The sequence below is a fragment of the Kitasatospora sp. NPDC054939 genome (genome assembly GCF_053610105.1).
In genome coordinates this window covers 1-20,392 of the sequence record NZ_JBSGXP010000156.1, presented here as the reverse complement: position 1 = coordinate 20,392, position 20,392 = coordinate 1, and the positions used below count along the sequence as shown (strand labels likewise).

The 20,392-nt window shown below is 75.0% G+C and carries 22 protein-coding genes; 16 read left to right on the top strand and 6 right to left on the bottom strand.

The window, feature by feature from the left end; translation table 11 throughout:
- Nucleotides 1-1,165 (top strand): HEAT repeat domain-containing protein (locus ACWGB8_RS31995; protein WP_452217125.1); only part of this gene is annotated, 1,165 nt, incomplete at its 5' end.
- Nucleotides 1,159-1,788 carry a hypothetical protein gene (locus ACWGB8_RS31990; RefSeq protein WP_452217124.1) on the top strand — a complete coding sequence of 210 codons (630 nt, stop codon included), beginning with the start codon at nucleotides 1,159-1,161 and terminating at the stop codon, nucleotides 1,786-1,788. The genes ACWGB8_RS31995 and ACWGB8_RS31990, both read left to right, overlap by 7 nt.
- Before the next feature lie 59 nt (nucleotides 1,789-1,847).
- Here ACWGB8_RS31990 and ACWGB8_RS31985 read toward each other — a convergent pair whose 3' ends face one another.
- The gene (locus ACWGB8_RS31985) at nucleotides 1,848-3,416 is read right to left on the bottom strand and encodes a serine protease (RefSeq protein WP_452217123.1); all 1,569 of its coding nucleotides are present in this window, start codon (nucleotides 3,414-3,416) and stop codon (nucleotides 1,848-1,850) included.
- A 119-nt stretch (nucleotides 3,417-3,535) separates the two neighbouring features.
- The gene (locus ACWGB8_RS31980) at nucleotides 3,536-3,970 is read right to left on the bottom strand and encodes a YciI family protein (RefSeq protein ID WP_452217122.1); all 435 of its coding nucleotides are present in this window, start codon (nucleotides 3,968-3,970) and stop codon (nucleotides 3,536-3,538) included.
- A gap of 225 nt (nucleotides 3,971-4,195) precedes the next feature.
- Between ACWGB8_RS31980 and ACWGB8_RS31975 the strand changes: the two genes are divergently transcribed.
- Nucleotides 4,196-5,353: a YihY/virulence factor BrkB family protein gene (locus ACWGB8_RS31975; protein WP_452217121.1), complete on the top strand. Its 1,158-nt coding sequence runs from the start codon at nucleotides 4,196-4,198 to the stop codon at nucleotides 5,351-5,353.
- Between the two features lie 49 nt (nucleotides 5,354-5,402).
- Here the strand turns inward: ACWGB8_RS31975 and ACWGB8_RS31970 are convergent, their stop codons facing one another.
- The 3 genes from ACWGB8_RS31970 to ACWGB8_RS31960 form a co-directional block, all read right to left on the bottom strand.
- Nucleotides 5,403-6,665: an FUSC family protein gene (locus ACWGB8_RS31970; RefSeq protein WP_452217120.1), complete on the bottom strand. Its 1,263-nt coding sequence runs from the start codon at nucleotides 6,663-6,665 to the stop codon at nucleotides 5,403-5,405.
- 102 nt (nucleotides 6,666-6,767) lie between these two features.
- Nucleotides 6,768-7,775: a Gfo/Idh/MocA family protein gene (locus ACWGB8_RS31965; RefSeq protein WP_452217119.1), complete on the bottom strand. Its 1,008-nt coding sequence runs from the start codon at nucleotides 7,773-7,775 to the stop codon at nucleotides 6,768-6,770.
- Nucleotides 7,776-7,964: 189 nt separating this feature from the next.
- On the bottom strand, nucleotides 7,965-9,041 hold the full coding sequence (locus ACWGB8_RS31960) for a restriction endonuclease (protein ID WP_452217118.1): 1,077 nt from the start codon (nucleotides 9,039-9,041) through the stop codon (nucleotides 7,965-7,967).
- A 320-nt stretch (nucleotides 9,042-9,361) separates the two neighbouring features.
- On the opposite strand from ACWGB8_RS31960, the gene ACWGB8_RS31955 reads away from it, so the two are divergent.
- The 4 genes from ACWGB8_RS31955 to ACWGB8_RS31940 all read left to right on the top strand — a co-directional run bounded on the left by ACWGB8_RS31955 (nucleotide 9,362) and on the right by ACWGB8_RS31940 (nucleotide 12,436).
- A complete protein-coding gene (locus tag ACWGB8_RS31955; protein ID WP_452217117.1) occupies nucleotides 9,362-9,529 on the top strand; it encodes a hydrophobic protein in 168 nt (55 codons plus the stop codon).
- Nucleotides 9,530-9,571: 42 nt separating this feature from the next.
- On the top strand, nucleotides 9,572-9,940 hold the full coding sequence (locus ACWGB8_RS31950; RefSeq protein WP_452217116.1) for a low affinity iron permease family protein: 369 nt from the start codon (nucleotides 9,572-9,574) through the stop codon (nucleotides 9,938-9,940).
- Nucleotides 9,941-9,956: 16 nt separating this feature from the next.
- A complete protein-coding gene (locus ACWGB8_RS31945; RefSeq protein WP_452217115.1) occupies nucleotides 9,957-11,267 on the top strand; it encodes a PP2C family protein-serine/threonine phosphatase in 1,311 nt (436 codons plus the stop codon).
- A gap of 83 nt (nucleotides 11,268-11,350) precedes the next feature.
- The gene (locus ACWGB8_RS31940; protein ID WP_452217114.1) at nucleotides 11,351-12,436 is read left to right on the top strand and encodes an RNA ligase family protein; all 1,086 of its coding nucleotides are present in this window, start codon (nucleotides 11,351-11,353) and stop codon (nucleotides 12,434-12,436) included.
- Between the two features lie 141 nt (nucleotides 12,437-12,577).
- On the opposite strand, the gene ACWGB8_RS31935 is transcribed toward ACWGB8_RS31940, so the two are convergent.
- A complete protein-coding gene (locus ACWGB8_RS31935) occupies nucleotides 12,578-13,531 on the bottom strand; it encodes an MBL fold metallo-hydrolase (RefSeq protein WP_452217113.1) in 954 nt (317 codons plus the stop codon).
- 167 nt (nucleotides 13,532-13,698) lie between these two features.
- Between ACWGB8_RS31935 and ACWGB8_RS31930 the strand changes: the two genes are divergently transcribed.
- The 9 genes from ACWGB8_RS31930 to ACWGB8_RS31890 all read left to right on the top strand — a co-directional run bounded on the left by ACWGB8_RS31930 (nucleotide 13,699) and on the right by ACWGB8_RS31890 (nucleotide 20,253).
- Nucleotides 13,699-13,959: a hypothetical protein gene (locus ACWGB8_RS31930; RefSeq protein WP_452217112.1), complete on the top strand. Its 261-nt coding sequence runs from the start codon at nucleotides 13,699-13,701 to the stop codon at nucleotides 13,957-13,959.
- Nucleotides 13,946-15,373: an amidase gene (locus tag ACWGB8_RS31925; protein WP_452217111.1), complete on the top strand. Its 1,428-nt coding sequence runs from the start codon at nucleotides 13,946-13,948 to the stop codon at nucleotides 15,371-15,373. The genes ACWGB8_RS31930 and ACWGB8_RS31925 overlap by 14 nt, the downstream gene beginning before the upstream one ends.
- A 56-nt stretch (nucleotides 15,374-15,429) precedes the next feature.
- Nucleotides 15,430-15,987, top strand: coding sequence for a TetR/AcrR family transcriptional regulator (locus tag ACWGB8_RS31920; RefSeq protein WP_452217110.1), 558 nt, complete (start codon nucleotides 15,430-15,432; stop codon nucleotides 15,985-15,987).
- 133 nt (nucleotides 15,988-16,120) lie between these two features.
- Complete coding sequence (locus tag ACWGB8_RS31915) at nucleotides 16,121-16,561, top strand: hypothetical protein (protein ID WP_452217109.1); 441 nt, start codon at nucleotides 16,121-16,123, stop codon at nucleotides 16,559-16,561.
- Between the two features lie 83 nt (nucleotides 16,562-16,644).
- Complete coding sequence (locus ACWGB8_RS31910; protein ID WP_452217108.1) at nucleotides 16,645-17,043, top strand: hypothetical protein; 399 nt, start codon at nucleotides 16,645-16,647, stop codon at nucleotides 17,041-17,043.
- A 4-nt stretch (nucleotides 17,044-17,047) separates the two neighbouring features.
- A complete protein-coding gene (locus ACWGB8_RS31905; protein WP_452217107.1) occupies nucleotides 17,048-17,251 on the top strand; it encodes a hypothetical protein in 204 nt (67 codons plus the stop codon).
- A gap of 32 nt (nucleotides 17,252-17,283) precedes the next feature.
- Nucleotides 17,284-17,490 (top strand): hypothetical protein, encoded by a 207-nt coding sequence (locus ACWGB8_RS31900; protein ID WP_452217106.1) that lies wholly within the window; start codon nucleotides 17,284-17,286, stop codon nucleotides 17,488-17,490.
- 80 nt (nucleotides 17,491-17,570) lie between these two features.
- Nucleotides 17,571-18,641: a hypothetical protein gene (locus tag ACWGB8_RS31895; protein WP_452217105.1), complete on the top strand. Its 1,071-nt coding sequence runs from the start codon at nucleotides 17,571-17,573 to the stop codon at nucleotides 18,639-18,641.
- Nucleotides 18,642-19,875: 1,234 nt separating this feature from the next.
- Complete coding sequence (locus ACWGB8_RS31890; RefSeq protein WP_452217104.1) at nucleotides 19,876-20,253, top strand: beta/gamma crystallin domain-containing protein; 378 nt, start codon at nucleotides 19,876-19,878, stop codon at nucleotides 20,251-20,253.
- Nucleotides 20,254-20,392 lie beyond the last annotated feature (139 nt).

Sequence of the window (20,392 nt, the reverse complement as noted above, 5' to 3'; positions counted from 1 at the left end):
CGCCGACGCCTGCGCGGACGTCCGGCTGGCCGTGGCGCGCCGGGTCGGGGTCCGGTCCGAGGAGCTGGACGCGCTGACGGGCGACCCCGATCCCCGGGTGCGCCGGGTGCTGTCCGTGCTCGGCCGCAGCGGCGGCTCCGACCTCACCGACCCGGACGAGAAGGTCCGCCGCACCGCCGTCCAGCGGCTGGGCCGCCCCGAGCTGGCCGAGGCGCTGCCGGCGCTGGTGCGCGACGCCGACCCGGTGGTGCGGGAACTCGTCGCCGTCCGGTGGCGCAACCACGACCCGGAGCTGCTCGCCCTGCTCGCGGAGGACACCGACGTACGGGTCCGGGCCGCCGTGGCCGGCAACTGGTACACCCCGGTCGAGCAGCTGACCGAGCTGGCGGCCGACCCCGACCCGCTGGTGATGGACGCGCTGCTCGGGAACCGGCTCGCCCCGCCCGCCGCGCTCGCCCGGATCGTCGACGCCCTTGCCCGGGCCGCCGCGGCCGAGGCCGAGCAGGCGGCATCCGGCGCCGCGACGGAGCAGCTGCCGGAGTGGGAGCTGCAGGAGGTGCGGGACGCACGGCGGCACCTGGTGTACGAGGCGCTGCGCCACCCGGCCACCCCGCCCGAGTCGCTGCGCCGGGCGTACGAGCTGGAGCTGGACCCGTACTTCCACCTCGGGAACGCGATGTCGCAGCCGAACTGGCCGGCCGACCTGCTGATCGACTTCGGGCTGCGCTACTGCGAGAGCACCGTCCGCGGCGACGAGGAGTGGGCGAGCTTCCACCGGATCGAGGAGGAGGTCGGGACGCTGCCGCCCGAGCAGGTGCTCGCCACGCTGCTCGACAGCCCGATCTACTACCTGCGCGCGGCCGCCGCCAACCGGCACGCCCCGCCGGAGGCGCTCGCCGGGTTCGTCCGCACGGTCGACCCGGACGTGGACAACTACCACCTCGACAAGCTGGCGAAGAACCCGGCCGTCCCGCAGGACGTCCTGCTCGCCTGGGCCGCGGAGTGCAACCGCTGCGGGTACATGCTGCAGAACCCCGAGCTGCCGGAGGCCGTGCTCGCCGCGATCGCCGAGTGCTCGAACGACGACCACGCCACCGAGGCCCGTGACCTGCTGGAGGTCCGGTCGCTGCGGGCGGCTGCCGGACGGGAGACCAAGCCGTGCTGACCACCTCCGACTGGCGGGCCCGCTTCGACCGCCTCGCCGACGCCGGCGCGTACGCCGACCGGGTCGGCCGGCACACCGACATCGCCGACTACCTCGACATCCCCGGCTACGGCTGGTCCGTCCACCCCGGCGACCTCGTCGTGCCGGAGAGCCTCGACCACGACACCGCGCTGATCGTGGACGGCGACCTCGTGGTGCACGGCTTCGTCGACGACTACGTCTCCGATATCGGCATGCTCGTGGTGCTCGGCGACCTGGTGGTCCGCGACCTGGTCTCCTGGGGCTCGGTGTACGTCGCGGGCGACCTGCGGGCCGAGGGCCTGGTCTGCGGCTACTACAACGACTTCACCTTCGAGGTGGCGGGTCGGGTCCACGGCCGGGCGCTGGTGCTGAGCGACAAGTCCGCCGACTACACCGCGGGCGAGCTGGAGGTCGAGATCGACTCCTACGAACCGACGAAGGAGCAGCTGCGGGCGGCCCGGGAGATCTTCGTCCCGCAGGTGTACGACGGCGGCGCCAAGCGGGCCCGGGAGGGCCGGCTGCCCAAGCTGGACCGGCCGAGCTACCGGCGTCTGTGCCGTCGGCTGCACGCCGGCGAGCCGCTGTTCCGCAGCGGCGACTGACGGTCCGTCGCGGGCCCGCTCCCGACGCCCGGTCCGGGGCGGGCCCACGACGGGGGCGGCTACCGGGTGCGGTAGGCGTCGACGATCGTCTGGGCCAGCGTGTTCCCGTCGGTGTCGGTCAGCTCGGCGCGCAGTGAGACCCCGCCGGCGGACCTAGGGTGACGGACCGTCACCGCGCCCCGCTCCACCGGGAGCGGGCTCCACGCCGCCCCGCCGTCGAAGGAGACCGCGACGGTCAGCGAGCGGGTCCGGCCGTCCGAGCCCGCGCCGAGGACGGTGACCGGGACCCGCAGCGGGGCGCCCGCGGCGACGGTGCCGTCCAGGTCCAGCGCCGGCGAGAACCGCACCACGCTGAGCGGCAGCCGCGCCGGACCGCCGGCGGCCTGCGAGTGGAAGGTCCACGAGGCGCTCACCCGGGTCGCGGTGCCGGGGGCGCCGCCGCGCTCGACCGTGCTGGTCAGCCGATAGGCCGCGCGCCCCGGCGGCACGGTGAACTCGGCCCGCCCCGGCGCGCCGGTCGCGGTACCGAGCGGGGCGCCGTTGCGGTGCAGGGTGGTGGTGGCGCTGTCGAAGGGCGGCAGCGAGGGCCGGTGCCCGTCGCCGTCGGCGAGCAGCGGGAGGTCCACGGCCAGCCGGGTCCCGTCCCGGGTCGCGCCGTCCGGGCCGGCCAGGTGGGGGCCCAGGACGGCGTTGTCGAAGGTGTGCACGGTGGTGGTGCCGGCGCGCAGGGCCGCACCGGACACGCTGTAGCGGTTCGGCCGGGTGCCCGGCGCGGTCGGTGCGGCGTACGAGACGTCCCAGGTGCCGCGGTCGGGGGTGACCAGGAAGGTGGCGGTCCCCGCGGCGGGCACCGTGCGGATGATGCCGAGCGTCGGCCCGGGGGCCGCCGTCACGTCGACCTCCGCGCTGCCCCCGGCACCGGACCGGGCCGCCGCCCGCACCTGGAGCGCCGCCAGGTCCCGGGCGGCGGGGTGCCGGGTGAGACCGGTGAGCGCGCGCCGGCCCGAGAAGGTGTAGCCGAGCCCGTAGCTCACCGCCCCGGCCGTCCAGTACCCGTCGTACCACTGCCGCACCGAGCCCGCCTCGGCGTCCGGCCCGAGGTGGGCGGTACGCAGGCCGGGCCGGTTGGACAGCAGGTACGCCTGCCGGGTGGCGCCGCCGTGCGCGACCTCGACGAACATCGCGCTGTGCAGGAACTCCGCGGCGCCGTCCGGCGGTCGGACGTCCACGGGGACGGTGGTGCGGGCGTCGACGGTGACCGTGGTGTCCCGGGTGAGGTCCAGGCGCGGCTGCACCAGCCAGTCCATGGCGTCCGAGCCGTACACCTGGCTGTCCAGCAGGTACCGGCCGCGGGGGAGCCGCACGGTGGTGGTCCCCGAGGCGTCGTACGGGCTGACGTTCTGTTCGGCGCCGGGACCGGACACCCCGGCGACCCGGGTCTCGTACGTGTCGGTCGGAGCGCCGTTCCGGCCGATGTGGACGATCGTCAGGGCGACCGCCTCCGGCCCGGGGTCGGCGGCGCCCGACGCGGCGGCCTCGGCGGCGGGCGCCGCGGCGACCACCAGGGCGACGCCGACGGCCAGGGACCGCAGGACGCTGCGGCGGCGGGGTGCGGAGGAACTGTTCATGCCCTGTACTGGCCGTCCGCGCCGCGGAGTTCCCGTGAAGCGGATCACAGCGGGCGGCGGCGTCGGTGGCGGGTCGTAGGGTCGTCTCCCGTTCCCGCCGGTCCCCGGTGCCGACGGGGTCAGCCCTGGATCGGGCGCTGCTGGTTGGCGGCCCGCCACTCCTGCTCGCGGGCGGCCACCTCGGCCGGCAGGACGTCCTCGGGGAACTCCTCGACCTCGAAGACCCGGCGGACCTCCAGGGTGTCGCCCGGTTCGAACGGCACCTTCCTGGCCCAGGCCACCGCGTCCTCCTTGGACGGCACGTCGATCAGCCAGTAGCCGGCGAGCAGTTCCTCCGTCCCGGTGAACGGGCCGTCGGCGACGGAGGTATCCCCGCCGGTTCCGAAGGTCACCCGGAAGCCCTCCGAGGTCGGATGCAGACCGTCGGCCGCGAGCAGCACTCCGGCCTTGATCAGCTCGTCGTTGTACCGGTTCATCGCCTCGAAGACCTCCGGGCCGGGCATGGTGCCCGCCTCGGAGTCGGCGGTGGCCTTGACCAGCATCATGAATCGCATCGACTGCCTCCCTGTTCGTCCACCCCCTCCGGACGCGGCCCCGCCCCGCCGCCGGACGGCGCACGGACCGGCACGGCCGCACCCCCTGTCTACCCCGATCGGGCGGGACCGGCGCGGGCAGCGACGGCCGGACCGGCCCCCCCGGGGGTCCCGGCTCAGGACCGGGGCCGCGGTCGGACCCGCCGAGGCCGATTGGACCCGGGGGACCGGGGTACACGGGGCGGCATGCCACCCCCCTTCCGAGGTACCCACCAGGCCGGCGACGCCGAGCGGGCCGCCGAGAAGGTCGCCGAGAACGCCGTCGCAGCCGCGCGGAACCCCGCACCGGACGCCGCTTCGGCACCCTTCTCCGGCCCCTCCCGGGGCCACGCGTCCGAACCCGAACCCGACATCGAACCCGAACCCGACGCCGAACCCGGGCCCAGCCGACGCGTCGAGGAGGCCGAACCGGACCGCCCGAGCGAACTGCCCCGCCGCTCGTGGACGGCGGTGCTGCGCCGCACCGGCAAGGAGTTCCTGGAGGACGAGCTGCCGGACCGTGCCGCCGCGCTGACCTACTACGGCGTACTGGCGATCTTCCCCGCCCTCCTCGTGCTGGTCTCCGTGCTCGGCGTGATCGGCACCGCCGCGACCGACGCCCTCCTGGGCAACGTGGACAAGCTCGCCCCCGGCGCCGCCCGGGACATCCTGCGCAGCGCCGTCCAGCAGCTGCAGAACAGCGGTGGCACCAGCACCGTCCTGATGATCGTCGGTCTGGCGGCCGCCCTGTGGTCGGCCTCCGGGTACGTCGCCGCCTTCATCCGCTCCTCCAACGCGGTCTACGACATCCGGGAGGGACGGCCGGTGTGGAAGACCACCCCGCTGCGCCTCGGGCTGACCCTGCTGCTGATGGCGCTGCTGTCGGTGAGCGCGGTGATCGTGGTGTTCACCGGCCCGCTCGCCGACCGGGTCGGCCGGGCCCTCGGGGTCGGCAGCACCGGGCTGACGGTGTGGTCCTACGCGAAGTGGCCGGTGCTGCTGCTCCTCGTGGCCCTGATGGTCTCCCTGCTGTACTGGGCGGCGCCGAACGTGCGCGGACGCGGCTTCCGCTGGGTCTCCCCGGGCAGCCTGCTGGCGGTCGCGATCTGGCTGGCCGCCTCGGCCGGCTTCGCGCTGTACACCGCGAACTTCGGCTCCTACAACAAGATCTACGGCACCCTGGCCGGGGTCGTCATCTTCCTGGTGTGGCTCTGGGTGTCCAACCTCGCCATCCTGCTCGGCCTGGAGTTCGACGCCGAGCTCTCCCGCGAACGCGCCGTCGCCGGTGGCCACCCGGTCGAGGACGAGCCGTACGTCCGCCCCCGCGACACCCGGACCTGGCCCGACGACGAGAAACCGTCCTGAGGCCCGCCCGGGTGCCACGGGTGCCCGGCAGGGCCCGGCGTCCGCTGCCTCAGGCGGTCCGGCTGCGCGCCTCCCGCCGCCTGCGCCGCAGCCGGGACGGGCGCAGGCGCTCGCCGCGGGCGAAGCGGCGCAGCCTCGGGAAGCGGGAGAACCGCTCGCGGCTTGCCACCGAGGCCCGGTCCAGCTCCTCCATCAGCCGCCGTCCGCGGTGGTCGAGGTCCAGTTCGTCGAGGATCCGGTCGATCTCGGCCAGCAGGGCACCGTGCAGCTGCCAGGCGTGCGGGTCCTCCTGGACCTCCTTGAGCAGCAGGTGGGCGACGTTCTCCCGGCTGGCCCAGGCGGCGGACAGCTCGGCGGTGAGCCGCTGCTCGGCCTCCTCGGCGTTGCGGCTCACCTGCGTGGTGACCAGCACGGCGAAGCTGACCAGGGCGCCGCCGAGGTGGGCCAGCAGTTCCTCCAGGGCGACCGCCACCTCGGTGGGGAACAGCCGCTGGCCCGGCGCCCGGCGCTTGGCCAGGTCGGTCAGCGAGCGGGCGAGGACCCGGATCACCACGACGCAGATCTCCAGGGTGTCCAGGCCGGTGCGCAGCACCAGCCGGGAGAGCAGGCCCTCGGTGATCCGGGGGTTGAGCCGCAGGCTGTCCTCGGCCTGCCGCAGGGCGGCGTCGACGTCGGCGATCGCCTGGTCGAGGGCGCGGGCCTCGTGCAGTTTCTCGGCGGCGCGCTCCACCGGGACGGCCCGGCTCAGTTCCTCGGCGATGCCCAGCAGCAGCTTGCGGGCCCGGCGGGCCAGGTCCTCGATCGACTCGCCGGCGGTGTCCACCCACACCGGCGGGGCGAACACCACGTTGAACGCGAGGCCGACCACCGCGCCGATCAGGGTCTCCAGGACGCGGTCCCAGGCCTGCGAGGTCAGCTGGCTCACGCCCAGGATCAGCATCGCGCTGATCGCCACCTCCTGGACGAACTCGTCCACCCGCACGAACCGGCCGACCGTCAGCGAGGCCAGGATGATCAGGCCGAGGCTCCACCAGGAAAGCCCCACCACGGCGCTGAAGCCGACGGCGATCAGTACCCCCACCACCACCGAGTTGACCCGGCGGATGCTGGTCGTCAGCGTCGAGTAGACGGTCACCTGGACGACCAGCAGCGCGGTGAGAGGCGCCGTCAGCGGGGCGGGCTCACTGCTCAGCTGCGTCGCCACGACGTAGGACAGCGTGGCGGCCACGGTCGCCCGGATCGTCTGGACGACGAAGGGGTCTCGGGAGCCGCGGCGGACCGCGGCCGTCAGGGACGCTGGGAGAAGAGCCATACTGCCCTGCTTTCCCCGCCGCCCCCGCTGCACACCGCCGATCCCGCCGACCGGCCCTCGGACACACCCCGGACGGCTCCGGCACGGCCCCGGCCGCGGGGCTCAGCCGGGGGCGTCGTGGGGGAGGCGGAGCCCGATCCGGTGGCGTACGGCGTCCATGGTGTCGAGGACGGCGAGCGTGCCGTCGAGCGGGACCAGCGGCGATTCGGTTGCACCGGCCCGCAGGCAGCGCATCACCTCGGCGGCCTCCGGGCCGTAGCCGTGGCCGGCGACGAGCGGGGCCGGGACGTGCTGCGGCTCGGCGCCCTCGCGGTGGAGCACGATCCCCGGCGGGTTGTAGAGGTCCGCCGGGATCTCGATCCGACCGCGGGTGCCGTGGACGACGGCGTGCTGGCCGAGGGTCGCACCGAACGAACAGGTCAGGTGCGCGTGGGCGCCGCCGGGGTGGGCCAGGAGGATGCCGGTGTGCTCGTCCACGCCCTCGGGGGTCAGCCGGGCCCGGGCGTCGATCCGCTCGGGCGGGCCGAGCAGGAGGTGCGCCAGTGCGACGAGGTACACCCCGGCGTCGAGCAGGGCGCCGCCGCCCGCGGCCGGGTCCCGGAGCCGGTGCCCGGGCCCGACCTCGGCGCGCCAGCCGAGTTCGGCGTGCAGGGAGAGGACCTCGCCGACCGCGCCGTCGGCGAGGAGTTCGGCGGCCCTGCGGACGGCCGGGTGGACGAGCGTCCACATGGCCTCCATCAGGAAGGTGCCGCGCTCGCGGGCGAGGGCGACCAGCTCCCGGGCCAGGGGCGCGTTGACGGTGAGGGGCTTCTCGCAGAGCACCGGGCGGCCGTGTTCCAGCAGCAGCGCGACGGCCGGGTGGTGGTGGCCGTGCGGGGTGGCGACGTAGACCACGTCGACCTCCGGGTCCTCGGCCAGCGCCTGCCAGGAGCCGTGGGCCCGGGGGATGCCGTGCCGCGCGGCGAAGGCGCGTGCCGTCGCCTCCTCGCGGGAGGCCACGGCCGCGACCACCGCGCCGGGGGTGTGCCGCAGGTCCGCGGTGAAGGCCGCCGCGATCCCGCCGGTCGCCAGAATGCCCCAGCGGATGGGGCGGTCGTCGGCAGGGGTCACGCGGCACCTCACCTCTTGTCCAGACCAATTCCGGACAGCGGGCGGTACGGTACTGGAGCGCCGGGGCCCGGGCAACCGCCGCCCGGACGCCCGCTCCGCCGTCCCGCGTCTCCGCCCCGAACCCCGGCCGCCCCGGCCGCCGCGGACCCCGCCCGCCGCCGTGGCGTCCTGCCGCCGCGCGGGGACCGGCTACGCCTCCGCGACCTCCAGGCCGTACGAGACCACCGCCTGGTGCAGCCCGCCCGGGTACCCGGCGAGGGCGGGGGTGAAGTCCCAGTTGCCCTCGGCGTCGCGGTCGAACCGGCCCAGCCGCATCGCGGTGTTGGTCTCCGCGCCGTCCGCCATGTGCGCCACGGCCGCGGGGACGTCCTCGCCGGCCTCCAGGATCAGCGCCGGGCCGGCGAACCCGGCCATGGTGGCCGCCGGGTGGTTCTCGGTGTCGGCCGCGGCGACGATCACCAGCCGGTCGGCGTCGGCGGGCAGGGCGTCGAAGTCGACCATCAGACAGGCGTTGGCGTCGCCGTACCCGGTGACCAGCCGCACCGAGCCGTCGGGCGTCGAGCCGTTGTTGTAGAAGACCAGGTGCTCGTCCGACAGCGCCCGGTTGCCCCGGCACACCAGCGCGGCGATGTCGTACTCGTCCTCGCCGGTCCAGTGCAGCAGCAGCCGCGCGGGTTCGGCGGCGACGTCGATCCCGGCCGCGCCGCCGTCGGGGTCCGCGGCGCCGGCGGCGGCGTGCCGGGCGTCGGCGAACACCTCGTGGAAGCCGTGGTGCTTGAGCAGCCCGACCAGCTCGGCGCCGTTGATCAGCGTGATCGGCTTGCCCGCGACGAACTGGTGGGAGCTCGGGCCGAAGCGGCTGGTCGTGACCAGGACGGCCTTGGTGGCGGCCCGGTCGTCCTGCAGCGTGCCGTACAGGTCCCGGACGGCCGACGGAGTCACGGTGTCCCGGTAGCGCTTGACCTGCACGATCACGTTGCCGCCGCGGAACGGGTCGGTGTCGATGCCCCGCACGTCCACCCCGCCGTCCCGGGACCGGGCCGTCAGCGCCACCTTCATGCCCATCGCCTCCATCAGGCGGGCGATCAGCCGCTCGAACTCGACCGGGTCCATCGCCAGCAGCAGCTGGAGTTCGCGGACCCGCTTCGCCATCCGGCCGCGGTTGGCGTTGGTGTCGTCGCGCAGGTGGCGGAACAGCATGCGCTGGGCGCGGCGCTCGTCGGTGTCGGGGTTGCCGAGGCGGTGGAGCTTGCGGCTTCGGGACATAGGTGCTCCCATGCGGGTGAACTGATCGATGGCAAAGCGCCACCGTAGCGACTCGCCGACGCTGCGTCAGTCGTGTTGCCCAATCGATGATTTGAAGTTGAACGTCCGTGTCCTCCCTTGTCGGGGGGCTGTCAACGGGCGCGCCGGGCGGCCCGCGCGGACGGGCGGACGGCGGTGCGCCGAGCCCGGTCCGGCCACCCGCCCCGCCGGACCCGGTTTCGGAACGCCGCTCGCGGTCAGACGCGGGGTGAACCGTTTCGACGGCACGCCCCCGGGCCCCGGGCCGGAACCGCAGGGCGTGCCACGAGGAGTTGAGTCCGATGGTCGTGATGGCGCTGCTCCTGGTGCTGATCCTGGTGCTGTTCGGCGCGGGCTTCGCCGTGGAGGCCCTCTGGTGGGTGGCCCTGGGGCTGCTCGTCGTCTGGCTGGTCGGCTTCGCCTCCCGCGGTACGGGCGGGGTGCGACGGACCCGCTGGTACCGGTGGTAGTGCGCCGGGCGACCGGCCCGACCCCGACCGACGGAGCCCGCCGTGCGCATCGAGCACCCCGCCGTTCGCGCCGGACACGACCGCACGTGGTTCGAGCGCCTGGCGGAGACCGCGTCGAACCTCACCGCGTCCCGGCTCTTCTACGTCTGCTGCGTCCTGCTGGTGCTCGCCAACGTCGTCGTGCACCTGCTGGGCGCCCCGCTGAGCTGGCAGCTCGCCGCGGGCGACGCGATGACGGCGGTCACCCTGCTGCTGCTCGCGCTGCTCAAGAACGCCGAGCGGCGGGCCGAGCACGCCGTGCAGCGCAAGCTCGACGCCATCGCGACCGCCCTGCTGGAGCAGCGGGACGGCGCCGACCGCGACACCCGTCGCACCCTGGACGAGGCGATCGGCATGGACGAGGAGGTCTGAGGGAGGAGGTGGCGTCGTGCACCCCGAGGTCGTGCACCCCGAGGACGACGGCCTGCTCGGGTCGGTCCTGACCGGGCTGCTGGAGGATTCGCACCGCGCGGGACCGCACGACGTGCCGGCGCTGCTGTGGACGGCCGGCCGGCGGCTGGGCCTCACCCACACCTGGATCTACCTGGCCGACGTGCAGCAGGAGCAGCTCGTCGCCCTTCCCGAGCCGCCGCTGCACGAGCCGCCGATCGGCCCGCCGCGGGCCGGATCGCCGCCGGCCGGGCCCCGTCCGCCGCCGCTACCGGCCGACACCGCGGTCCTCGACATCGACGGATCGCTCGCCGGCCACGCCTACCGCACCGAGACCGTCCAGGTCTCCGGGCTGCCCGACGGCCCCGGCAACGGCACCGGCACCGAGCAGGTGGGCTGGATCCCGCTGGTCGACGGCATCGGCCGGATCGGCGTGCTGCGGATCGCCGCACCCCTCCTGGACGACGCCCGGATCGCCCGCTGCCGGGTGCTGGCCTCCGCCGCCGCCCTGGTGGTGGCCGTCAAGGCGCCGTTCAGCGACGTCCTGATCCGCACCATGCGCCGCCGCGCGATGAGCCTGCAGGCCGAACTGCTGTGGGCGTTCCTGCCGCCGCGCACCATCGGCACCGACCGGGTCACCTCCAGCGCGGTGCTGGAGCCCGCGTACGAGGTCGGTGGCGACGCCTTCGACCACAACCTCACGGGCTCCCGCCTCCACGTGACGCTGGTCGACGCGATGGGCCACGACCTCGCCTCCGGCGGCTGCAGCGCGGTCGCGGTGGCCGCCTGCCGCTCCACCCGCCGGGACGGCGGCGGCCTCCCCGACATCGCCGACGCGATCGACGCCGCGCTGGGCGAGTGGATCCCGGACCGCCTGCTCACCTGTGTGATCGCCAACCTCGACACGGTCACCGGGGAGCTGTCGTGGATCAACTGCGGCCACCCGCCGCCGCTGCTGATCCGGCAGCGCCGGGTGGTGGCGGGCGCACTGGAACGCCAGGCGCACCTGCCGCTCGGCCTGCCCCTGGGCGTCCACCGGACCCGCCCGCTCGTGCACACCGCGCAGCTGGAACCGGGCGACCGCGTCCTGCTGCACTCCGACGGCGTCACCGAGGCCCGCGACCGCGAGGGTCGGCTCTTCGGCGACCGGCAGCTGGTCGACACCGTGGTCCGCGCGATGGCCGACGGCCTGCCCGCGCCCGAGGCGCTGCGCCGGCTGATGCGCAAGATCCTCACCCACCAGGGCAACCGCCTGCGCGACGACGCGACCATCCTCCTGGTCGACTGGCACCCCGCCCCCGACGCCTGACCGCGGCGGGCGGCGGCCGGCGGAAGGCCCGGTGCGCCGAATCCCGTTGCACCGCGGGCCGGTGCGCGGGGATCATCGCCGGTGTGTCCGACACCGACTTCGAGGGCCCCGCGCTGCGCCCGTACCCCAAGGTTCCCGCGAGGGAGCGGTCCGCGATCGCCGCGGGCTCGGAGTGGACGGCGGCCGAGAAGGTGCACGGGGCGCACTTCGCGGTGGTGTGCGACGGCACCGGCGCGGTCCGTCCCGCCAAACGGCGCGAACTGCTGGCCGACCACGAACTGGACGGCTTCTTCGGCGTGAGCCGGATCTGGCCGGCGCTGTCGGTGGCGGCGGCCCGCTTCGCCGCGACGGTGCGCGAGCAGGGCGGGTGGCGCGAGCAGGGCGGATGGCGCGACGCGGACGCGGTCGTGACGGTGTACGGGGAACTGGCGGGCGGCCACTACCCGCACCCCGACGTCCCCGCCGTCGCCGGCACGGAACCCGTGCAGACCGGGGTCGGGTACGCTCCCGGGCTGGTCTGGCTGCTCTTCGACGCCGCGGTGGCGACCTCGGAGGGGCGGTACTGGCTCGCCGACCGCGTGGTGCGGGAGGCCGCCGTCACCGCCGGGCTCGGCTGCGTCCCCCGGCTCGGCCACGGCCCGCTGAACCGCCTCCAGGAGCTGCCCGCGGCGTTCCCGACGGCCGTCCCGGCCCTGTTCGGGCTGCCCGCACTCGCCGACAACCTCGCGGAGGGCTACGTCCTCAAGCCCGCCGGTGGCTGGTGCGAGCGGAAGTCCGGCCGGCGTCCCGTCGTGAAGGTCAAGCAGCAGGGCTTCGCGGAGGACGCGCGCTACGACGGCGCGCGCCCGTACCTGCCGCCGCCGCAGGGTGCCGCCGGGGTCCCCGCCTGGCTCGTGGCCGAGGCGACCGCCCTGCTCACTCCCGCCCGCGCGGCGGCCGCGGTGAGCAAGCTGGGGCCCCGGACTCCCGCGGACGCGGTGGCGGAGGAGATCACCCGGGACGTGGTGGAGGAACTCGCGGAGGCGGTGGGAGGGTTGGACGACGGAGCCCCACAGGCGCTGGAACGGGCGCTCGGGCCCGCCGCCCGCACCCTGGTGGCGTTCGACGCCGAGGACCGGCGGGCGTCCGCGCCGCGGATCCCGGCGACCGCCGCGGTTCGGCGCGGCTGACCCCGGCGACCGCGGTGGTCGGGCGCGGCCGACTCCGGTGAGCTTAGGGCCCGGTGAGCCCAGGGCCCGCCGTTCGGGGGCGTCCCGGGCGGGGCTCACGGCCGGGTCGGCTCGACCGGGCCCAGCGGCATCGCCGGCTCCTCAGTCGCCCGCCGCCGGGGCCGGCAGCAGGCGGTAGGCGCCGTCCTCGGCGACCACCCGGCCGGCCGTGGGCGGCGGGAAGTGCGTGCCCAGCAGCAGCGTGTCGGTGCCCGCGAGCGAGGCGAGCAGCGCCCGGCGGGTGGCCCGGGCGAGCGCCGGGTCGATGTCGACGCAGCTGTCGACGGCGGGCCGGGCGAGCTGTACGGGGTGGTGGATGCAGTCGCCGGTGACCAGCGCGGAGGCGCCCCCGCTGCCCAGCCGGACGGCGAGGTGGCCGGGCGTGTGCCCCGGGGTGGGGAGCAGGGTGAGACCGGGGGTGACGGAGAGCCCCCCGGCCGGGACGTTGACCGGGTCGAGCAGCCCGGCGTCCTCGACCGGCAGGACGGAGTCACGGAACATCAGGCGGCGGGGCTCGTCCATGTCCTGGCCGGCCCAGAACGCGCGCTCGGTGCGCGAGACCAGGTAGCGGGCGCGGGGGAAGGTGGGCGTCCAACCGCCGGCGCCGTCCGGGCGGGTGTTCCAGCCGACATGGTCGGTGTGCAGGTGGGTGAGGACGACCAGGTCGACGGTCTCGGGCGGGAAGCCGGCCGCGGTCAGCCGGTCGAGGTAGTCGGTGTCCAGGTTGTGCCAGGCCGGATTGGTCCGGGTCTTGGCGTTGCCGATGCCGGTGTCCACCACGACGCGCAGGCCGTCGACGACGACCGCGAAGCTGTGGCTGTCGAGGCGCAGGACGCCCTGGCGGTCCGCGAAGTCCGGCCGCAGCCACGGGTGCGCGCCGACGACCTCCGGGGTGGCGTCCGGCAGCAGCCACGGGCCGGTCTGCGGCGGCAGCGGGATCTCGTCGATGCGGTGGACGGTGAGCTCGCCGACGGTCCAACTCGGGTTCGTGGCGGCCGGGGTCGGGGTCGGGGTCGGGGCGGCCGGGGCCGGCGTGGGCTGCGGTTCGGCGGTCATGGCGGGGCTCCTGGGGGCGGCCGTAAAAGCTAAGCATTTGCGTTACTGGAGCCTAGGTCCTTACAGTCGCTAAAGCAAAGACATAGCTTTTAGTTGAGGGCGTCTCGCGGCGCGGACCAGGCACCCCTGGACCTCCGCACCGCCGAGCGTCCCGCGAGGAGGACCCCTTGCCCGGAGCGGACCTGACACCCGAGGAAGCAGCGCGCTGGGCCGCCCGCGCCGGCCTGCCGCTCGACGCCGAACGGCACGCGCTCGTCGCGGCCACGGCCGAGCACATCCACCGCGTCGTCGCCGTCCTGCGCGAACTCGACCTCGGCCCGACCCCGCCCGCCGCGGACGGCCCGGTCACCGAGGACGCCCCGCCCGCCTCCGACGCCCCGATCGCCGACGCCCCGCACCGACCGGAGGACACCCATGGCACTGCCTGACCCGCCCACCCCACCCCACCTGCCGACCCCGCCCGACTCGCCCGACCTGGCCGACCTCACCCTCGCCGCCGCCGCGGACGCCGTGCGCACCCGTCAGGTCTCTCCCGTCGACCTGCTCGACGCCGTCCTCGAACGGATCGAACGGACCGAGCCCCGGCTCAACGCCTACGCCGCCGTCACCGCCGGGAGTGCTCGCCGCGCAGCCCGGGAGGCCGAGCGCGAAGCCGCCGCCGGCCGTCTGCGCGGGCCCCTGCACGGCGTGCCCGTCGCGGTGAAGGACGTCATCGACGTGGCCGGCACCGCCACCGGCGCCGGCTCCCGGGTCCGCGCCGGACACCGGGCGGCCGCCGACGCGGCGATCGTCGAACGGCTCCGCGAGGCCGGGGCCGTCCTGGTCGGCAAGACCCACACCCACGAGTTCGCCTACGGGCTGGTCACCCCGCAGACCCGCAACGCCCGCGACCGCGGGCGGATCGCCGGCGGCTCCAGCGGCGGATCGGCCGTCGCGGTCGCCGCGGGCTCGGCGCTCCTCGCCCTCGGCACCGACACCGGCGGCTCGATCAGGGTCCCCGCCGCCCTCAACGGCGTCGTCGGCCTCAAGCCGACCTACGACCTGCTGCCCCGCCGCGGCGTCACCCCGCTCTCCTGGTCGCTCGACCACCTCGGCACGCTCACCCGTACCGTCGAGGACGCCGCCCTCGCCCTCGCCGCCCTGACCGGCACCGCACCGCCCGCCGCTGCCCAGGAGGACGGGACGGGCCCGGCCGCCGACCTGACCGGCCTGCGGATCGGCGTCCCCGTCAACCACTACTTCGAACGCGTCGACCCCGGCACCGAGGCCGTCGTCCGCGCCGCGGTGGCCCGGCTGGAGTCCCTCGGCGCGACCGCGGTCGACGTCGAGATCCCGCTCGCCCGCTACCTCCGGGCCGTCCACTGGGGCCTGATGGTTCCCGAGGCCACCGCCTACCACGAGGCCACCCTGCGGGCGACCCCCGAGCTGTACGGCGACGACGTGCGGGTGCTCCTCGAAGCCGGCACCCTGCTGCCCGCCACCGACCACCTGCGGGCCCGGCGCGCCCGCGCACTGATGCGCACCGCCTGGGCCGGCCTGTGGCGGACGGTCGACGTGATCGCGGCGCCCACCGTCCCGATCGCCGCCGCCCGGGTCGGCCGGTCCGCGTTCAGCTGGCCCGACGGCACCGAGGAGGGCCTCGCGGACGCCTACGTACGCCTCGCCGCGCCCGCCAACATCACCGGGGCCCCCGCCCTGTCGGTGCCCGCGGGCACCGACGGCGACGGCCTGCCCGTCGGCCTGCAACTCCTGGCGGCCCCCGGGCGCGAGGACCTGCTGCTGCGGGCCGGACGGGCCCACGAACGGGCCGCGCAGGTCGCCGCGGAACCCGCCGCCGGGTGAGCGGCCCCGGCCGGCGCCCTCCGCGGACGGCCCCGGAACTGCTCTAAGGTGGCGCAGTGAGCCGCAAACCCCCTGTCCGACCCGGAGGGCGCAGCGCCCGCGTCCAGCAGGCCGTCCACGACGCCGTCCGCGAACTCGTCGCCGAGGCGGGCCGCGACAACCTGACCGTCCCGGTGATCGCGACCCGCGCCGGGGTCACCCCCTCGACGATCTACCGCCGCTGGGGCGACGTACACGAGCTGCTGTCCGACGTGGCGGTGGAGCGGCTGCGCCCGGAGGCGCCGCCGGAGGACCTGGGCGGCCTCGCGGCCGACCTGACCGCCTGGGCCGAGCAGTTCCTCGACGAGATGAACTCGCCCCCCGGCCGCGCCTACATCCGCGACGCCCTGCTAGGCGACCCCGACGGCGGCAACGCGGGCCGCTGCTCCGCCTACGCCGCCGACCAGGTCGACGCCATCCGCACCCGTGCCGCCGACCGCGGCGAGAGCGCCCCGGACACCGAAGCGGTGCTCGACGCGGTCGTGGCCCCGATGATGTACCGCATCCTCTTCCGCCCCGACGGCCTCGCCCCCGCCTACGCCCGCACCCTGGTCGCCGCCCTGCTCACGCGCTGAGGGCCGCCCGGTCCGGCTCCCCGCCGCCGCCCCGGGTCACAGGTGCAGGGACACCAGCGCCGTCACCCTGGAGCTGCATCGGGTCCGGGTCCGGCTCCCAGACCCGGACGGCGGACCCGACCTGCCCCTGGAGGTGGTCGACACCCCCGGCTTCGCCGAGAGCCGGGAGACCGAGGAGCGCTACCGCCGCCTGTACGGCGACCTGCTGCCGGAGGTCGACCACGTGGTCTGGGTGGTCCAGTCGCACCCCCGGGTGTTCCGGCCGGACCAGGAGGCCCTGATCGCCCTCGGCGAGCTGCCCGCGCAACTCCCGATGACCGTCGCACTGACCCGCGCCGACACCATCGGCCCGCACGACTGGGACACCGCCGGGAACCGGCCGTCGCCGGGCCAGCGGACCGCCCTCTCCCAGCAGTGCGACAACGTCCTCGGCAAGCTCGCCCCGTACGCCCCCACGCTCCGCCGCGGAGCCGTGGTGCCCTACGCACCCGTGCGCGGCTACGGCCTGGACGCGCTGGCGCGCTGCCTGCACACCGCGGCGCGGCTGCGCGGGCGCGCGCTCCCGCCCTCCTGACCGGCCCACCCACACCCGGGCCGCGCCGCACCCCGTACCCGAGCCACCGCACCCCGCACCCCGCACCAGAGAAGGAGCACTCGATGAGCAAGCACGGATCCGAGACCCCCGACCCGCGGGGCCGGGGCCTCCTGCGCGGCCTGATGAAGCTGGCGGGCACCGGAAAGGCGGACGAGGAGCTGCGCGGCGTCGTCGGAGCCGACAGCGCACGGCGGTTGGAGGAGGAGAGTATCCGGCGGCGCGGCGCGGACATCGTCGCGAAGCTGTCGGACCTGGTGCCGGACCTCCTCCCGGAGAACATCGTGCACTACGCCGCCGAACGCCGGTTCCGGCTGCACGACCTGCTGCTGGCGCTGGTCACCGCGGCCGGTTCGGCGGCCTGGAAGCTCCCGCTGGCCCCGGCCGACCCGTTCGAGCTGGCCACCTCCGAGGAGGCCCGCACACTCGCGGCGGACTGGCGCCGCACTCACGAGAAGGACTGAGCCCATGGCACTGACGGCCTATCAGCAGCAGCGCATCATCACCCTCCTGGAACGGGAGTCGCAGACCGAGGTCGCCGCGATCCTGCGTTCCGCCGCCACCCTGCTCAACTGGATCGCCGGGGTCGTGGACCTCGGGTACGAACTCTGGCACCAGGTCCGGGCGACGGCCCAGGACGTCTGGCAGCGCCTGCGTTCGGTCCTCCTGTAACCCCGTTCCCCTCCGGGAAGGATCACGTCACGATGGCAGAACTGACCGACGCCCAGCGCAGGAGGGTCGACGAACCCCTCCGGAGACTGAGCAGCGCGGAGCTGGAGTGGGAGCTGCGCTCCGCGCAGTCCTTCGGCGACTTCCTGCGCCGCCACGCGTACGACATCTGGGTGGCCGTCAGCGGCTTCCTGCGCAGCATCTGGAACTCCTTGCGCGGCTGGTTCGGCTGGTTCGGCTGACCGGTCCACCGATCCACCGTTCCACCGGACGGCCGGAGGGGGAGAATCCGGCCGACCGGTTCGAGAGGGGGGAGGGGCCCGTGTCCGAGAGCGTTCCCGAGGGTGCCCGGCGGCCGTGCGCCGCCGTCGACATCTTCTCCTGGAGCTCCCGGCCACGGGCCCCGTTGCGCGATGCCGCGGCCCGGCTGCTGCACTCGCTGCTGGCGCAGGCCTCGGCCCGGGCCGGCGTGGACTTCGACCGCTGGCTGCTGCCGACGGCGGGTGACGGCGGTCTGGTGGTGCTGCCGGGCGAGATCGACGAGTCCCTGGTGATCACCGAGTTGATCAGGACGCTCGGGATCGAGCTGAGACGGGTGAACGCAGGGCTGCCGGTCGAGTCCCGGGTGCGGGTCCGGCTGAGCCTCGCCCAGGGGACGCTGCGCTCCGGGGCCTTCGGCTTCTGCACGGACGTGGCGATCGAGGTGTCCCGGTTGAACGACAGTGCGGTGCTGCGGGATTCGCTCACCGCCTACCCGGTGGCCGACCTGGTGGCGATCGTCGCGGACGACGTGTTCTGCGACGTGGTCGCGCACGAGCAGCACGGGCTGCCGGCCGCCGCCTTCTGGCCGGTCGTCGCGGCGCACAAGGAGTACCGGGCGCCCGCCTGGCTCTGGGCCTCGGACCGGTCGGGCGGCCCGCCCGAGCTGCCCGGACTCGACCGCACCCGGGCGGGGCGGCCCCCGGGGGAGTCCCGCCGGGTGCCGCACCCCGGGGCGGCGGCCCAGGACGGTGCGCTGTCGGCGGTCCTCGGCGCGGTCCGGGAGCAGGTGGTCTTCGCCCAGCTCGCCCTCGACGCCGGACAACCCGAGCGGGCCGCAGCGGTCTTCGACGCGGCGCTGCGGATGCTCTGGGCGTACGCGGCCCGGCCCGAGGCGGCGAGCATCATCCTGTTCGCGCTGATCGGGAGCTGGCGTGCGGAACGGGCGGCGGGGCGGGTCGCGCAGGCGCGCGGCCGGCTGGACGCGGCGGACCGCCACTTCCCGCAAAACCCGTGGGTCACGGGCTGCCGGGCGATCGGGCACGGATCTCGGGGGACAAGGGGGGAGCGCGCCGGTACGCCGCCCAGGCCGTCCGGGAGGCGGTCGAGGTGCCGGCCGGCGGGAGCGTCCTGACGCTGCTGCGGACGAACGACCTGATCGGGGAGTCCGTCCACCGGGCGGCCGTGGAACTGCACCGCAGCTGCTTCCCGCAGGCCGGGTAGGCGGGCTGGCGGGTGAGCGAGCAGGCCGGGGGAGCAGGCCGGGCGAGCGCGCGGGCCGGGGTACCCCCCGGCCCGCCCGCCGCCGGTCAGCGCTGCGGGCCGGCCGGGGCCGTGCCCGGTGCCGCGGTGCCGGTCGCAGGTCCGGTGGCCGAGCCGGTCGCGGTGGGGTTGTTCGGGTGTCGCAGAAGAAGCCCATGCCCGCGTTGGCGGTGACGCAACCGCTCTGCGGCGCCTTCGCATGTACGGGGACATCTGCTCGGCGGTGAGCACGGTGCGGTCGTCCTCGGAGACCTTGGCGATCAGCCCGCCCTTGGCGTCGTAGATCTGGGACGCCTGGGTGAGCGGCGGGGTCTTGAAGTCGTCCGGGATGTTGTCGAAGCCCTCCGCGGTGTCCTTGGCGGCCAGCCCGAGCGCTCCGGCCGCCGGCGGGGCGAGGCCGACCAGCAGCGCACCGGAGACCACGCTGACACCCAGGAAGGTCACACCGCGGCGGGCCAGCCGGAGCGGCGACGTACGGGCCCGGGGCCGGTCGGGGTCGGTGTCATCGTTCGCCTGCCATATCGGACGGGAATCTGAGGCCATGTCGGAGTGCTAGCCCTCGGAACCCGCTTATCGAACGAATTGCCGGACGGTTGTGCAGCAACTCCGTAACAGGGTCTGCGCCCTTGCCGTCCTTGTATTGCTCGCATGTGTACTCAATCGTCGTGAATGTGCCGGTGCATTCGGAGGCGAATCCTCCGATTGTGGAGTGTGCTCGAACCGGTCGATTCCGCGGTGGGCTTCCGCGGCCCCTCGGCGGGCGGATGTCGACACGTGTTCCGCACCTGTGCGTCCCGTGGCTTCGCGTGCGGCACCCCTCCCGTCCCCTGGACCCGACACTTCTCTGATGCGTCGGGGGGGGGGCGTTGCGTTGCGTGCATCCCGCGCCGGGCTTTCGTGCCGGGACCCGCCGGGGCGGCCGCGGCCGGCGCGGGGGTGGTGCAGGCGGAACGGGAGTCTCCTCCTCTGTGCACGGTCCATCGGTGTACGAAGTTGGCCGAGAACCCACTCGTCTGGAGATGGCATGTACGCGACGTTTGAGGCGGATCCCGCAATGGAGCGAGGGTCTGCACCAACCGGTTCGATGACGTAGTAAGGGAGAGTAAATGATGCAGTCCATGCGACGTTCCCTCGGTGTCGGCGCTGCCGTCGCGGCCGCGCTGATCGCCACCGCCGCGCCCGCCCTGGCCGCTCCCACCACGGCCAACGGCCCTACGATCAACCGTACGAACTGCAACCAGAACGACTACCTCGAAATCCACAACAACAGCGGACGCGACACCCTCTGCTTCGCGAACGCCGGCGAGGCCCCCGTCGCCATCTACGGCGTGAACTGGGTCGAGTCGGGAAACAATGCGGTGACCTTCCAGTTCCAGCGGAATCTCAGTGACCCGCGTCTGGAGAGCGTGACGCTCGGCAAGTGGAGCCACTGGAGCCCGGGCCAGCCCTCCATCCACAAGATCATCTGGATCAGGATCCACTGAGCCCCGTTCGGCGCGACCCCCGTGCGCCGAACGGGCCGGCCTGAGGACGGCCGGCTGCAGTGACCCCACCCACCGGACCGCCGACCCTCCCGGGGCCGGCCGACCGCACCGGGTGATGCCGCCGTGGTGCCCGCCGACT

Coding starts and splice junctions, on each gene's coding strand:
- ACWGB8_RS31935 (WP_452217113.1), bottom strand. CDS start 13,531: ATGACCGCCGAACCGCAGCCCACGCCGGCCCCGGCCGCCCCGACCCCG.
- ACWGB8_RS31980 (WP_452217122.1), bottom strand. CDS start 3,970: ATGCGATTCATGATGCTGGTCAAGGCCACCGCCGACTCCGAGGCGGGC.
- ACWGB8_RS31955 (WP_452217117.1), top strand. CDS start 9,362: ATGGTCGTGATGGCGCTGCTCCTGGTGCTGATCCTGGTGCTGTTCGGC.
- ACWGB8_RS31900 (WP_452217106.1), top strand. CDS start 17,284: ATGGCAGAACTGACCGACGCCCAGCGCAGGAGGGTCGACGAACCCCTC.
- ACWGB8_RS31970 (WP_452217120.1), bottom strand. CDS start 6,665: ATGGCTCTTCTCCCAGCGTCCCTGACGGCCGCGGTCCGCCGCGGCTCC.
- ACWGB8_RS31925 (WP_452217111.1), top strand. CDS start 13,946: ATGGCACTGCCTGACCCGCCCACCCCACCCCACCTGCCGACCCCGCCC.
- ACWGB8_RS31985 (WP_452217123.1), bottom strand. CDS start 3,416: ATGAACAGTTCCTCCGCACCCCGCCGCCGCAGCGTCCTGCGGTCCCTG.
- ACWGB8_RS31905 (WP_452217107.1), top strand. CDS start 17,048: ATGGCACTGACGGCCTATCAGCAGCAGCGCATCATCACCCTCCTGGAA.
- ACWGB8_RS31960 (WP_452217118.1), bottom strand. CDS start 9,041: ATGTCCCGAAGCCGCAAGCTCCACCGCCTCGGCAACCCCGACACCGAC.
- ACWGB8_RS31910 (WP_452217108.1), top strand. CDS start 16,645: ATGAGCAAGCACGGATCCGAGACCCCCGACCCGCGGGGCCGGGGCCTC.
- ACWGB8_RS31890 (WP_452217104.1), top strand. CDS start 19,876: ATGATGCAGTCCATGCGACGTTCCCTCGGTGTCGGCGCTGCCGTCGCG.
- ACWGB8_RS31975 (WP_452217121.1), top strand. CDS start 4,196: ATGCCACCCCCCTTCCGAGGTACCCACCAGGCCGGCGACGCCGAGCGG.